The organism is Streptomyces sp. NPDC017676 (assembly GCF_044329325.1).
GTDB lineage: Bacteria > Actinomycetota > Actinomycetes > Streptomycetales > Streptomycetaceae > Streptomyces.
Map to the genome: position 1 here is coordinate 135984 of NZ_JBIRJA010000016.1, position 14086 is coordinate 150069.

The 14086-nt window shown below is 72.9% G+C and carries 11 protein-coding genes; 6 read left to right on the forward strand and 5 right to left on the reverse strand.

Annotated features, from left to right (window positions below):
- Positions 1-41: 41 nt before the first annotated feature.
- Both ACH4LD_RS31160 and ACH4LD_RS31165 read right to left on the reverse strand, forming a co-directional pair.
- Entirely contained in the window at positions 42-2324 is a 2283-nt protein-coding gene (locus tag ACH4LD_RS31160; RefSeq protein WP_398057450.1) for a catalase, read from the reverse strand.
- Positions 2325-2779: 455 nt separating this feature from the next.
- Positions 2780-4243 carry an aminotransferase class I/II-fold pyridoxal phosphate-dependent enzyme gene (locus ACH4LD_RS31165; RefSeq protein WP_398057449.1) on the reverse strand — a complete coding sequence of 488 codons (1464 nt, stop codon included), beginning with the start codon at positions 4241-4243 and terminating at the stop codon, positions 2780-2782.
- 140 nt (positions 4244-4383) lie between these two features.
- On the opposite strand from ACH4LD_RS31165, the gene ACH4LD_RS31170 reads away from it, so the two are divergent.
- Positions 4384-5550: an amidohydrolase gene (locus ACH4LD_RS31170; protein ID WP_398057448.1), complete on the forward strand. Its 1167-nt coding sequence runs from the start codon at positions 4384-4386 to the stop codon at positions 5548-5550.
- Positions 5551-5626: 76 nt separating this feature from the next.
- Here ACH4LD_RS31170 and ACH4LD_RS31175 read toward each other — a convergent pair whose 3' ends face one another.
- Complete coding sequence (locus ACH4LD_RS31175; RefSeq protein WP_398057447.1) at positions 5627-5977, reverse strand: ANTAR domain-containing protein; 351 nt, start codon at positions 5975-5977, stop codon at positions 5627-5629.
- A 131-nt stretch (positions 5978-6108) separates the two neighbouring features.
- Here ACH4LD_RS31175 and ACH4LD_RS31180 point away from each other — a divergent pair, with 131 nt between their 5' ends.
- Positions 6109-7050, forward strand: coding sequence for a helix-turn-helix transcriptional regulator (locus tag ACH4LD_RS31180; RefSeq protein WP_398057446.1), 942 nt, complete (start codon positions 6109-6111; stop codon positions 7048-7050).
- Between the two features lie 19 nt (positions 7051-7069).
- Here the strand turns inward: ACH4LD_RS31180 and ACH4LD_RS31185 are convergent, their stop codons facing one another.
- Both ACH4LD_RS31185 and ACH4LD_RS31190 read right to left on the reverse strand, forming a co-directional pair.
- Entirely contained in the window at positions 7070-9610 is a 2541-nt protein-coding gene (locus ACH4LD_RS31185; RefSeq protein WP_398057445.1) for a discoidin domain-containing protein, read from the reverse strand.
- 181 nt (positions 9611-9791) lie between these two features.
- Positions 9792-10958, reverse strand: a complete 1167-nt coding sequence (locus ACH4LD_RS31190) for an FAD-dependent oxidoreductase (protein ID WP_398057444.1) — start codon at positions 10956-10958, stop codon at positions 9792-9794.
- Between ACH4LD_RS31190 and ACH4LD_RS31195 the strand changes: the two genes are divergently transcribed.
- From ACH4LD_RS31195 to ACH4LD_RS31210, 4 genes are all read left to right on the forward strand, one after another.
- Positions 10957-11466, forward strand: coding sequence for a ribosomal protein L7/L12 (locus tag ACH4LD_RS31195; RefSeq protein WP_398106199.1), 510 nt, complete (start codon positions 10957-10959; stop codon positions 11464-11466). The genes ACH4LD_RS31190 and ACH4LD_RS31195 overlap by 2 nt on opposite strands.
- A gap of 81 nt (positions 11467-11547) precedes the next feature.
- Positions 11548-12555, forward strand: coding sequence for a Ppx/GppA family phosphatase (locus ACH4LD_RS31200; RefSeq protein ID WP_398057442.1), 1008 nt, complete (start codon positions 11548-11550; stop codon positions 12553-12555).
- 243 nt (positions 12556-12798) lie between these two features.
- Positions 12799-13128 carry a hypothetical protein gene (locus tag ACH4LD_RS31205; RefSeq protein WP_398057441.1) on the forward strand — a complete coding sequence of 110 codons (330 nt, stop codon included), beginning with the start codon at positions 12799-12801 and terminating at the stop codon, positions 13126-13128.
- 161 nt (positions 13129-13289) lie between these two features.
- On the forward strand, positions 13290-14066 hold the full coding sequence (locus ACH4LD_RS31210) for a polysaccharide lyase family 7 protein (RefSeq protein ID WP_132785783.1): 777 nt from the start codon (positions 13290-13292) through the stop codon (positions 14064-14066).
- Positions 14067-14086 lie beyond the last annotated feature (20 nt).

Genomic DNA, 14086 nt, shown 5'->3' on the forward strand with positions numbered 1-14086 from the left:
CGACGCTCGTGCGACGGGTCCGGACGTCCGTCCGGTGACCGTCAGGCGGCGGACGGGAAGCGTTCCCAGACCCGGTGGGCGCCGAGCAGCTGGGTGAGCTGCTGGAGCGCGGCGGTGGCGGTGTCGTCGGCGACGACACCGGGTGCCTCCAGCGGGATGCCGGCCGCCTCCAGGGCGCTCTGCCCGCCCTTGGCGGCGCCGATGGCCTTTCCGTGCCGGAAGGCCTCCGCCAGCAGCAGCCCCACCCGCGGGTCGGGGGTGGCCTGGTGGCCGTTGGGGTGACCTGCCTTGGCGTCCCGGGCGCCGTAGGCGTCGGCGCCGACGCCGGGGGTGCCGGCCACCAGCAGCGCGTCGAACTCCACGGAACGCGCGGTGGCGTAGGTCCGCTGCACGGTCAGGGCGTCCGCGCCGTCGCCGAGGGTGCCGCCGGCCGGTGCGACGATCAGCGGGACCATGCCGCCGTCCAGCACCTGCCGGCGTACGGCCCGTACGCCGTCCAGGTCGCCGTCGGGGCCGGTGACGATGCCGATGATCCGTCCGTCGGTGGGCCAGGTGTGCCCGACCTGGGAGAGGGCGGGGCTGGGCTCGACGTCGGCGAGCGGCACCGTCGGCGCGGGGGCGGGCAGGCCGAGGCCGGCGGCGACGCCCTCGCACAGCTCCGGGTCGATGTTGGCCAGGACCTGCAGCGCCCGTTCCCGGATGGCCTGTTCGTAGCACTTGCCGAGTTCGAAGGTGTAGGCGCCGATGATGTGCTCGCGCTCCACCGGGCTCATGCTCAGCCAGAACCTGCGGGGCTGGCTGAAGTGGTCCTGGAACGACTCGGGCGCCTCGCGGACCTTGGTCGCCTCGGGGACGCGGACGGGGGTCTCGACGTACGCCCCTTCGAGGTCCGTCCCGGGGGTGAACGGGCAGCCGCCGTCGAGGGAGTTGGGGCGGTAGGGGGCCACGCCCCGGTGGACGGCCGTCTGGTGGAAGCCGTCGCGGAGCATGTCGTTGACGGGCGAGTGCGGCCGGTTGATCGGGATCTGCGGGAAGTTCGGGCCGCCGAGCCGGGTGATCTGGGTGTCCAGGTAGGAGAAGAGCCGGCCGGCGAGCAGCGGGTCGTCGGTGATGTCGATGCCGGGGACGAGGTGTCCGACGTGGAAGGCGACCTGCTCGGTCTCGGCGAAGAAGTTCGACGGGGTGCGGTTGAGGGTGAGCAGCCCGATCCGCTGCACGGGGGCCAGTTCCTCGGGGACGATGTTCGTCGGGTCCAGCAGGTCGATGCCCTCGAAGGTCTGGTCGGGGGTGTCGGGGAAGGTCTGGATGCCGAACTCCCACTCGGGGTAGGCGCCCGCCTCGATGGCGTCGTAGAGGTCGCGGCGGTGGAAGTCGGGGTCGACGCCGTTGATGATCTGGGCCTCCTCCCACACCAGGGAGTGCACGCCCAGCTTCGGCTTCCAGTGGAACTTCACCAGGGTCGTCTCCCCGGCGGCGTTGACCAGGCGGAAGGTGTGGACGCCGAAGCCCTCCATCGTGCGGTACGAGCGCGGGATGCCCCGGTCGGACATGTTCCACAGGGTGTGGTGGGTGGCCTCGGTGTGCAGGGTGACGAAGTCCCAGAAGGTGTCGTGGGCGCTCTGCGCCTGCGGGATCTCCCGGTCCGGGTGCGGCTTGCCGGCGTGGATGACGTCCGGGAACTTGATGGCGTCCTGGATGAAGAACACCGGGATGTTGTTGCCGACGAGGTCGAAGACGCCCTCGCTGGTGTAGAACTTCGTCGCGAAGCCCCGGGTGTCGCGGACGGTGTCGGAGGAGCCGCGGGAGCCGAGCACGGTGGAGAAGCGGACGAACACCGGTGTCTCGACGTCCTCGGCGAGGAAGGCCGCCTTGGTCACGTTGGCGGCGGTGCCGTAGCTGCGGAAGACGCCGTGCGCGCCGGCGCCGCGGGCGTGGACCACGCGCTCGGGGATGCGCTCGTGGTCGAAGTGCATGACCTTCTCGCGCAGGTGGTGGTCCTGGAGGAGCACCGGTCCGCGGGGACCCGCCTTGAGGGAGTGGTCGGTGTCGTAGAGCCGGGTGCCCTGGGCGTTGGTCAGGTAGCTGCCGCTCTGTGCCATCCGCGCCTGGTCGGCGCCGGTCGGCTGCCCGGTGGGCGAGACGGTGTCCGGGCCGCTCTGCTCGGGCTTGGGCGGGTACGGCTCGTGGGGGTCGGTCGGCTCGGCGACCGGCGGCGACTTGGGTCCCGGCTTGCCGGGGATGCCGTCCTCGGGGCCCGCCGGCCCGCCCTGCAGGGCGTCCGCCACCTTGTCCGCCGCTCGCTTCAGGGGATTGGTCTCGCTCATCAGTTCTGATTCCTTCGCTGGTCACGGAGCGGGCCCGGCAGGGGCGAGGTGGGTGTCCGAGGCACGGCTGCCCACGCTGGGGGCAGGCCGGCACCGGGTCGTACCGGGCGAATGTCGAATGAGAGGGGTTGTGACGGGTTCGTACCGAGGTCCCCGGGCCGGGGCGTCCGAAACCGGGAATCACGGGGATTTCCGGTCGGGGTGAAGTCGGGCCGTCTCCTATCGCGTTGCCGGGGCGGGAGGCCCGCCGGACGCGCTGGTCCGGACCCGGGGACCACCGGCAGGACCAAGTGCCGCCCGCCGAGGACGTGTTGTCAGCAGGGCCGGCTTCTTGACCCGGGGCAGGCGGTCACCCGGCGGCCGCCCGCACAGGCCACCCTAGGCGCTGACCCCGTCGGGCGCAGTTCGGGACGGGTCCGGGAGTACGGCTTGGAGTACGGCCCCTCGGCCGCCCGTCACGGGCGCGCCACGACCCGCAGGGTCTCCAGGGAGGAGTCCGCCGCGTCCGGGATGAGGAAGCCGTGGGCGACACCGCTGCGCAGGTAGTCGACGACCTCCGCGGTGATCACCTCGCCCGGCGCCACGACCGGCACGCCCGGCGGGTAGGGGCTGATCGTCTCGGCGGCGATCCGGCCCACGGCCCGCTCGGCGGACACCACCTCGGCGGGGCCGAAGAAGGCGTCGCGGGGCAGCACCGCCTGCTCCAGCTCCAGGGCGCCGGGCTCGGGCAGGTGCACGGCGGGCTGTCGCTCGATGGTGTCCGCGCGTTCCACCAATGAGCGCACGGACTCCACCAGCAGCTTCTCGGTCTGCTCGTCGTCGGCGTGGGTGATGGAGGCGCTGATCCGGCAGGTGTCCGAGCCGCCCACGTCGACGTGGCAGTTCGCGCGCAGCCACTCGGCCGCCTGCATACCGCTGATGCCGAGGTCGCGTACGTCGACGACGATCTTCAGGGGATCGAACTCGGCGGCCAGGCCCTCCTCGATCACCTCGCCGCCCATCACCCGCAGCCCCGGCAGCTCGCGCAGCTGGGCGCGGACGCGCTCGGCCCGGTGCAGCGCCGCGTCCAGGAGGGCATGCCCCTGTTCGACCATCTGCCGCCGCCAGCCGTCGAGGGTCGCGTAGATCAGGCTGGAGGCGCTGGTGGTGCCGAGCAGGTCCTCGCGCTGTTTGAGCACGGTGGGCGAGACCCGGTCGTGCTGGAGGTGGAAGACGGAACTCTGCTCGATCGCGCCGCCCATCTTGTGCACGCTGGTGACGACCAGGTCGGCGTCCGCGTTCATGCCCCAGACGGGCAGCCCGTCGTGGAAGGGCAGGTGGGCGCCCCACGCCTCGTCCACGATGAGCGGGACGTCGAAGGCGTGGCAGGCGTCGGCCACGGCGCGCACATCGGCGCAGGTGCCCCAGTCGGTGGGCGTGATCAGCAGCATGCCCTTGGCGTCGGGGTGCTCGCGCAGCCGGTTGCGCACGTCGTCGGCCTCGGGCGGATGGGCCATGTGCCGTTCGGCGTCGAACTTGGGGTGGACCCAGATCGGCTCCACTCCGTTGATGATCACCGCCGCGATGACCGACTTGTGGGCGTTGCGGGACACCAGCAGCTTCTCCCCCGGTCCGGCGACCGAGCACATCGCGGTCCGCACGGACAGGGAGCTGCCGCAGGTGGAGAAGAACGCCTGCTCGGCGCCGACCGCGTCCGCCATCAGCTCCTGGGCCTGCTCCAGCACGCCCTGGGACTGCCGGCGGTCGTCCAGGCCGTTGAGGCTGAGCACGTCGGAGCGGAAGACGTCCAGACCGAGGATCTCGGCCACCCGGGGATCGGTGCCGCGGCCCTGTTTGTGCCCGGGTGGCCCGTACGCCACGTCTCCTCGCCGCCGGAACTCCTGCAGAGCCTCCAGGACGGGTACGCGCGAGTGATCCATGGCTGTCCTCCTGAGCTGGTCGGTGCCGCATCCACCGTGTTGCACCGGCCGTGCTCCCCAAACACGCGGCCGGTGTCAGGGAGCTGTTCGGTGGAACCCGGGCCGCCACGGAACAGGCCCGCCGAACCCCAGGAGGTCTCGTGTCGCTGTACCAGCGGATCCGGGAGGAGACCGAGCGCCGCGCCGACGCGCTGTGGACCGTGGCTACCGCCCTGCACGCGGACCCGGAGACCGCGTTCTCCGAACACCGCGCGGCGAAGCTGCTCACGGGCGAGCTGGAGCGCGCGGGGTTCGCGGTGCGGCGGGAGGCCGCGGGCCTGCCGACCGCGTTCACGGCCCGCTCGGGCGAGGGCCGGCCGGTGGTGGCCTTCCCCCTGGAGTACGACGCGCTGCCGGGGCTCGGGCACGCCTGCGGGCACAACCTGATCGCGGCGGCGGGCCTGGGCGCGGCCCTGGTCACGGAGGCCGTGCGGGACGGCACCGGGGGCACGGTCCTCGCGGTGGGCACGCCGGCCGAGGAGGGCGGTGGCGGCAAGGCGCTGGAAGTGGAGGCCGGGGTCTTCGACGGGGTGGACGCCGCCCTGATGTTCCACCCCGGGGTGTACGACTGGGTGCGGGCGCCCCTGACCGCGCAGGAGCAGTACCGGGTCGGCTTCCGGGGCCGGGCCGCGCACCCGACGGGCAACCCGACGGAGGGCCTCGACGCGCTCGCGGCGCTGATCGAGCTGTTCAACGTCCTGTCGGCACTCGGGCGGCGGCTGCCGGAGGGGTCCCATGTCCAGGGGATCATCACCCAGGGAGGTACGGCCATCAACATCGTCCCGGAGTACGCCGAGGGCCGCTTCGGACTGCGCGCGGTCACGACGGCCGCCCTGGACGAGCTGGCGGAACAGCTGCGCACCGCCGCGGAGGGGGTGGCGCTGGCGACCGGCACGGCCGTCACGGTGGAACGCGCGAGCGTGCGGTACGAGCACTTCCGGGACAGCTCGGTGCTGTCCGAGCGGTTCGCCGGGCACCTGGACCGCGCGGGGATCGCACTCACCGCGCCCACGCCCGGCGTCTACCTGGGCTCCTCCGACATCGGCAACGTCAGCGGCCGGGTGCCCGCCATTCACCCGTTCGTCGCGATCATGGGCGCCGACGGCTCCGACCACACGCCGGAGTTCGCCGAGGCCGCTGCCTCGGAGCGGGCCCGCCGGGTACTGACGGCGGTGGTGGAGGCGCTGGCCTGCACGGCGGTGGACATCCTGCGGGACGCGGACCTGCGCGGCCGCGCGTGGGCGGACCTGCACCTGACGGCGGACTGACGGCCGCGGGGCCGCCCGGCCGGGCGGAACGCCGTACGCCCGCACGCCCCCGGCGGCCCGACCGTGGTGCGGCCGTTCAACCCGGCCGGCCGCAGCAGACCTCGCGTTCGTCCTCCCGGCCGGCGACCTCGGCCTGGGTGCGCGCGTGCTCCATGGCGGCGGGCAGGGCCCGGCGGATCACCTCGGGCAGCCGGCGGCGCAACGGCCACTCCACCAGGCAGCGCGCCACCTCCCGCAGCTTGATGTTGGTGTGCTGCGAGACGTGCCGCAGGACCTCCCAGCCCTGCTCCGGGCGGAGCCCGCCCACGGTGATGACCACGCCGATCGCCTGGTCGACCAGGGCGTGCGAGCCGAGGGCATGACGCAGCTGCTCGACCTCCTCCTGAAGTGCTTTCAGCTGGTCCGTCTGCTCGTCGCGTCCGATCATGCGCTCACCCTGCGCAGCCCGGCCGCCGAGCGCCAGCCGCCAGACGAACAACCGGGCAAGAGGCGGTACAGAAAACGAAAAATCGCTGGTCGGCGAGTCGTGGAAGCGGAATCCGGGGGCAGCCGGGGGGCATGGACACCCTCACCTTCGACAGTCACGACCTGGACGTGACGGAGGACTTCCTCAGCCGGGCCTACGCCAGGATGCGCATCGCCAGCGGGACGCCCGGCTCGACCCGTGCCCGGATCCACCGCGCCGGCATCCCCGCGGTGAGTGTCGACGAACTCGCGCTGGACTTCGAGATGGCCTACTCGGTGTCTCCGCTGGGCCGGATCTGTCTGTGCGTCGTGCACGAGGGAACCGTGCGGGACCACGGCTTCCGGGGTGTCGAGGACTCCTTCGGCCCCGGTGACGTGGTGCTGTTCGCGCCACCGGACCTGCCGTACGCGGGCCGCATCTGCAACGCCCGCTACAACATCACCATGCTGGATCCCGCACTGCTCGCCCAGGTGGCCGGGGACGGCTCGCGACCGGTACGGCTGACCGGGCACCGGCCGCGCTCGGCCGCCGCGGCCCGCCACCTCAGCCGTACGATCGCCCATCTGCGGGACGATGTGCTGTCCGACGCCGAGACAGCGGACCAGCCGCTGATCGCCGCCACGGCTGCCCAGCACCTGGCGGCGAGCGTCCTGGCCGCGTTCCCCAACACGGCGCTGGACGAGCCCGCCGCCCACGATGCCGACGCGCACCCGGCGGTGCTGCGCCGCGCGCTCGCCTACATCGACGACCACGCGGACCAGCCCGTCACGGTCGCGGACATCGCCGCCGCGGCCCATGTGACGGTACGGGCGCTGCAGTACGCCTTCCGCCGTCATCTGGACACCACTCCACTGGCCCAGCTGCGCCGGGTGCGGCTCGCGCACGCCCATCACGAACTGGTGGCCGCCGACCCCGGCGAGGTCACGGTCACGGAGATCGCGGCCCGGTGGGGCTTCCACCACCCGGGCCGCTTCGCCTCCCTGTACCGGGACACCTACCGCAGGGCCCCGCACGAGACCCTGGCCGGCGGCTGACCGGCGGCTGCGCGGTGTCCTACGGGAAGGACGTCACCTTGGACGGGACCGTGTCGGTGCCCGAGGTGGGCGCGCCGGTGCTGTTGACGACGTGCGCGTACTGGCCCTTGCCGCCGAGGGAGATCACCAGCAGGTCGTGCATCCTGATCCCCGAGGTGGCCGGCACCTGGAAGCCGTGTGCCTGGACGATCGACGGATCGGACGTGTAGTTGCAGTAGCTGCCCAGGCCCCACGCCTCGTGGGTGGTGACGGAGTCGGCGACCTTGTAGGCCGCGTAGCCGGTGATGCCGTCGTGCGTGATGGCGGCGGCGTTCGGGGCGTCGTAGGCCTTCTCGTTCTGGAAGAAGATCGTCCGGCCGCGTTCTCCGTTCCAGTAGACGTCGTACTTGTTGAAGTGCTCCACGAACAGGCCGGCGGCCAGGACGTCGTCGCCGTTCACGCGCAGGCCGTAGTCGGCGCGGTTGGTGTCCCAGCCGACGCCGCTGCCGTGGTCGGCGCGCCAGAGCCAGGTGTGGTCGATGATGACGTCGTCGCTGTTCACCACCACGGAGTTGGTGGCGAGCCCGGGCCCGGCTCCGCCGACGCGGATGAACACGTCCTGCATGGTGGTGGGGTTCGCGGAGTGGTCGGCGGTGGCGCCGGGGGTGCCGATGCGCAGCAGCGTGTCGGAGTTGACCGGGCCCGCGTCGATCAGGAATCCGGCGAGCCGCACCCCGTCGACGTCGGCGACGTGCATCGCGTCGACGCCGTTGTCCGGGACGAGCGTGGCGAGGCCGAGTCCGAGGACGACGGTGTTCGGCCGGGTGACGTCGATGGTCTGGTCGAGGTGGTAGACGCCCGGGGTGAACAGGAGGTTGAGGCCCTGGGCGAGGGCCTGGTTGATGGTGGCGGCCGTGGCGCCCGGCTTGACGACGTAGAACTGGTCGAGCGGGAGCGACGTGCCGGCGTTCGCGGGCCAGGAGACGCCCCGGGCGTTGGTGCGCTTGGCCGGGACGAACACCTTGTAGGCGGAGCCGTCGAGGTAGAGGAACGGCTTCTCGCGGGAGACCGGGGTGGTGTCCAGGGTGGTGTACGGGCCGCTGTCGAAGTTGGTGGCGGGGGCGCCCTGGACGCCGGAGAAGGTCATGTTCCACACGCCGTTGGTCCAGCCGCCGACCGAGCTGTCCCGGGTGTACCACTGCTGCTGGGAGTACGGGCCGACCGTACCGTCGATCTTCGAGTCCGCGATGTAGCCGCCGGAGGCCCAGCCGTAGCCGTTGGGGGCGAGGTTGAGGCCGCCCTGGACGTGGATGCGGCGGAAGGGCGCGGCCTGGGCGACGGCCCAGCGGTCGGTGCCGTTGACGGGCTTGAGGGCGAGGTTCTCCGCCGAACGCCAGAAGTTCTGGGTGGCGTTGCCGTTGAACCAGCCCGCGTCGACCGTGATGTCACCGTTGATCTGCGTGTCGTCGGGGTTCAGGCCGAGACCGGAGATCGAGGTGTAGAAGCCGAGTTGGGCGTTGATGTTGTTGTAGGTGCCGGGCTTGAGCAGGAACTGGTAGCGGCCGGTGCCGAACTGGGCCGACTCCTGCTTGGCGAAGACGTCGTCGAACTTCTGCTGGAGGCCCGGGGTCGAGGGGTCGACGACGATGACGTTGGGGCCGAGGTCGCCGCCGCCCTGGACGGGCGGGACGCCGGTGCTGCCGGTGTGCACGGCGACCTCCCACAGGGAGTAGCCGTAGCCGGTGCCGCGGGCGGTGCCGTAGATCCGGACGTACCGGCCGGAGCCGCTGACGTCGTAGGACGCCGTGCCGCCGGTCGCGCCGGTGACGGTCTTGAGGGTGTTCCAGCTCTGCCCGTCGGAGGAGGCCTGGATCTGGAAGTCCTTGCCGTAGGCTGCCTCCCAGTTCAGGTCCACCTTGCACAGGTCCTGGACGGAGCCGAGGTCGACCCGGAGCCACTGCGGGTCGGCGGCCTGGCTGGACCAGCGGGTCCCCGTGTCGCCGTCGACGGCGGCGGAGGCGGGTGTGCCGGCGTTCTCGGTGGAGGAGGCCGTGGCGGCCTTGCCCTGGGCCGCGTTCGCGGTGCCGCAGCCCGCCTGGGCGCCGTCCGTGGTGCCGAACACCTGGAATTCCCACAGGGAGTAGCCCCAGGCGGTGGCCCGGTGCACGCCGAGCATCCGTACGTAGCGGCCCCGGCCGGACACGTCGAGCGTGTCGGTGCCGCCGTCGGAGCCGGTCACGGACTTCAGATCGGTCCAGGTGCTCCCGTCCCCGGATATCTGGACCTTGTAGTCCTTGCCGTAGGCGGCCTCCCAGTTCAGGACGACCCGGGTGACGGTCGCGGTGCTCCCGAGGTCGACGCGGACCCACTGGTCGTCACTCGCGGCCGAGGACCAGCGGGTCCCGGTGTCACCGTCGACCGCCTTGGCGGCGGCGGTGCCGCCGTTCTCCTCGGACGACGCGGTGGCGGACTTCCCCTGGGACAAGGGGGTTTCGGCCGCTGTGGCCGAGGGGTGCGTGGTGGGCAGGGCGAGCAGCGCGGCCGTGGCGGCCAGCGCTGCGCCCAGGGATCTCAGTCTCATTCGGCGGCTCCAGACGTGTGGGGTTCAACGGGCACGGCCCATGGCTTAGTTCATGCTTTGATTTAAGAGATGAACCAACCGGGCCACAAGTCTTCGGACACCAGATCCTTCAACTCGCCGGTGCCGTCCCACGGTCACAGGGCGGCCGGCTCGTGCGCTTCGCGCACGCGGTCGGGGCGGGTCAGCCCGGCTCGGGCGGGGTGGCGGACAGCGGGGTGTCCCAGGCGAGTTGGTGGATGAGCCGCTCGTCCGGCCCGGTGGCAGGAGGCGCTCCGGGTGCGGGGCGGGACGGGGTGCGGGTGCCGCGGGTGAGGCCGCCGCTGACGGTGATGTTGTGTTCCGTCCGCGGGCGGCGGTGCCGCTCGTACCCGGCGCACGCCGCCTGCGGATCGGGCAGGTCGCGCAGGGCCTTGGCCAGGACGACGGCGTCCTCCAGGGCCATCGAGGCGCCCTGGCCGGTCGCCGGGGAGGCCGCGTGGGCCGCGTCGCCCACGAGCAGGACCCGCCCGGCGTGCCAGGCGGTGCCGAGCGGCAGCTCCGTGGCGTTGGTGACCATGAGGGTGTCGGCGGAGGCCTCGACCAGTGCGGCGGCGGGGGTGTCGTCCTGCCTCAGCAGCGGCAGCAGCCGTGCGCGCAGCACGGCGGGTGGCGCGGCGAGGGCCCCGGCGGGCAGCGGATCGCCGCCGGCGCGGGCGAACCAGTACGTCTCCCCCGTCGGCGACACCGCGTACCCGAAGGCGGTCGCGCCGCCCCGCACCATGGTGATGGCGCCCTCCGGGCCGGGGCCGGGCGCGGTTCCGGTGCAGCCGTAGTAGACCCGCTGGCCGGCGTACCCGGGCCGGACCTCGGGCATGAGCAGCCCGCGCACGGTCGAGTTGAGGCCGTCGGCGCCGATGAGCAGGTCGCCGGTGGCCGTGGAGCCGTCGGCGAAGTGGGCGGTGACGTGGTGCGGGCCGTCCGTCACGGACACCAGCCGGGCGCCGTGGCGCAGCCGGATGCCGCGCCGGACCGCCTCGCCCTGGAGGGCCGCGTTCAGCTCGCCGCGGCGCAGACAGCGGTAGCGCAGGGCGGGGTCGTCCGCCTCGCCGAGCGGTGCGTGCGCGACCTCGGTGCCCCGGCTGTCGAGCAGTCGCAGCGAAGTCAGCGGAAAACCGACGGCCGTGACGGCGTGCGTGGCGTCCAGTGCGGCCAGGGCGCGCATGCCGTTGCTCGCCAGGGTGAGGAAGGCGCCGATGTCCTCGGCCGTGTCCGGGTGCGCCTCGAAGACGGTGACGTCGACACCGGCCTTGTGCAGGCCCAGGGCGGTCGCGGTCCCCGCGATACCGCCGCCGATCACCAGTACCCTCATGGCATACGCTCCGTCACCTGCCGCCGCGCGCCCCGACCGTGGGCGTGACCATTCAAGGGCAGCGGTGGGGCCGTCGGGAGGCACGGGGCCGGGATTCGGACACGCCGGCCAGAGGGCGGCTGAGCCGGGGCAGGGGGCGGCTGAGCCGGGGCAGGGGGCGGCGGAGCCGGGGCAGGGGCGTGTGGTGGAGGAACCGGAGTTCACGGTGCTGCTCACGGGTGTGGGTGAGCGCCGGAGGGACGTCGTACAGGCCTTGCGGGCCGTCACCGGGCTGAGTGCCTGGCGGAGCGCACAGCTGATGGCCGCCGCTCCGGTACCGGCCGTCGAGGGAACCTGGTTGGAGGCGGCCGTCCGAGCCGCGGCGCGGTTGCGCGGGGCCGGCGCCGAGGTGGAGGTGGTGTGCGGAGGGTGTGCGCGCACGCTGCCGCGCGGTGGGCCTCCGCCGGCCCCCGGCCCGTGCGCCGCACGCCACTGGTCCGCCTCCGAGTGCCGCGCGAGCCGCTCCTGAGGCACGCGGCCGGGTGCGCTGTGCACCGGCACGCCCCCCGTGGTCAAGGGTGGCCGCCGGTGAACTGGGTACTCCCCGGCCATGCGGGTGAGCGTGGTGGATGCGGGCTCGAACACGGTCCGATTGGTGATCGCAGATGTGGAGGGTGGTGTTCCGCTGCCGGTGCACACCGTCAAGTGGAAGCTCCGCCTGTCCGAACAGGTCGGCCCGGACGGCACCATCGCCGACGAGGCGGTGGAGGGACTGGTGAAGGCGGTGGCGGCGGCGGGCGCCACGGCCAGGCGGTGGCACGCGGCCGGCCCGCTGGCTTTCGCGACCGCGGTGGTGCGCGGCGCCCCCAACCGCCACGAGGTGCTGCAACGGGTGACGTCCGGAACCGGTATCCGCATGTGCACCCTGCCCGGTGAGACGGAGGCCGAGCTGACCTTCCTGGCGGCGCGCCGCTGGCTGGGCTGGAAGGCGGGACCGCTGGCACTGCTCGACATCGGCGGCGGCTCGCTGGAGGTGGCCTTCGGCCGGGGCCGGCTGCCCGACTTCGCCGCCTCCCTGCCGCTCGGCGCGAACCGGCTGACCCGGGAGTACCTGGGCGTCCAGGACCCGCCCGGGCCGGGCGAGTTGAAGGAGCTGCGCCGGCGTATCCGCCATGAACTGCGGGACGTGGCCTCGCGGATCCGCTGGGAACGTCCGCGCACCGCCGCCGTCACGTCCCGTACGTTCCAGCAGCTGGCCCGGCTGTGCGGGGCCGCGCCGGGGCGGTTCGGTCCCTTCGTGGACCGGGAGCTGGTCTGCCGGGACCTGCGCGCGGCGGTGCACGCCCTCGCCGGGCTGCCCGCCGCCGAACGCGCCCAGCTGCCCGGGATCTCCGCGCCGCGCGCCGCCCAGAGTCTGGCCGGAGCGGTCGTCGGGCACACGGCGCTGAAGCTCATGGGCCTGCCCCGGGCCGTCGTCTGCCCCTGGGCGATCCGCGAGGGCGTGCTGCTGCGCTACGTCGAGGACGGTGCCGACTGGTGGGCGGACGCCACCGGCGAGACCGAGACCACCGCACCGCCCCCCGCGGCACCGCTCCGCATCGCGAGCCCGTCCCCGTGACGGACGGTCACCGCACCGCCCCCGCGGCACCGCTCCGCATCGCGAGCCCGTCCCCGTGACGGACGGTCACCGGGCGGCTGGGGTTCGGCTGACGGTCCGCGGCGCGCAGGGGGACCACCCGCCGTCCTCGTTCGGGTGAGCGATGTGTGAGGGCGGTCGGCCGGGGTGGAACGCTCCCGTGTGGGGCCGGGACCGGGGCAGCACCCGCCCGCTCGCCCGGCCGAGCACCGGAAGGGACACCTCATGCGCGCTCGCACCACGCGCCGCCGGACCGTGACGGTCCTCCGCGTCGGCCTGTTGGCAGCGGGCGGCGGGACGCTCCTGGCCCCGGCCGCCGTCGCCGCGCCCGCGCCGCCCTACTACTACGACTGCGCCCGCACCGCCGAGGACCAGCCCTCCGGCACGCTCGTGGGCGAGGGGTGCGCCAAGGTCGCCGAGACCACCGAAGGCGACGGCGTCCACATCGAGGACCGGGCGGGCCGGAACGACTGGCGCTGCGACCGGGCCGACGACGTCGGCACCAGCGCGGTCAGGGGCCACGGATGCCGAGCGGTGCCGAAGGGCTCCTGGTGAGCGACCGACGATGACGTGCGAGTCGGCCGCCCACTCTTGACGTGTCTGGTTCAGACCTTTACCTTCTCGGGTCACCGGAGGACAAGAATGAGTCCAGCGTTCAGACACATGAACACCGGCTCGCGCTCGGTCCTCATCGGTCCGACGAAGGGACCCCCCACATGACCCGCTCCCGGATACCCGCGGCGACGGCCACCGCCGTCCTCGCGCTCGCCCTCACCGCCCTCGGCACCGGCGGCGCCGACGCGGCCGACCCGCGTGTCGCACCCGGCGGCAACTTCGACCTGTCCGTGTGGCAGCTCCAGGAGCCCGTCGGCTCCCCCGGCAAGCCCACCACCATCCCGTCGTCCCGGCTCCAGGGCGCGAACGGCTACCAGGACGCGTACTTCTACACCGACACCCGCGACGGCGCCATGACGTTCTGGGCGCCCGAGAAGGGCGTCACCACACCGAACTCCAAGTACGCCCGCTCAGAGTTGCGCGAGATGAACCGCGACGGCTCCGCCGCCGACTGGGCGCTCAGCGGCAGCCACCGGATGAGCGCGACCCTGCGCGTGGTGTCCGTGACCAAGAACGTCTGCGTCGGCCAGATCCACCTCGGCTCCGGCGGTTCCTCGACCAAGCCGCTGGTGGAGCTGTACTACCGCGCGGGCGGGGACATCGTCCTCGGCACCGAGGACTCGCCGGCCGGCGGCCAGACCCAGCACACCGTCGGGCACGTGTCCGTCGGCAAGACCTGGAGCTACACCATCGCCGTCTCCGGCGGGAACACCATCGACCTCACCGTGAACGGCACGACCACGCACTACGCCATCCCGTCCTCCTTCAAGCCGTACAAGCAGTACTTCAAGGCCGGCTCCTACAACCAGTCCTCCTCGGACAGCACCACCAACGGTGCCCGCGTGGCCTTCTACGGGCTGACCGTCTCGCACGGCTGACACGCGGCCCGACCTGCGCG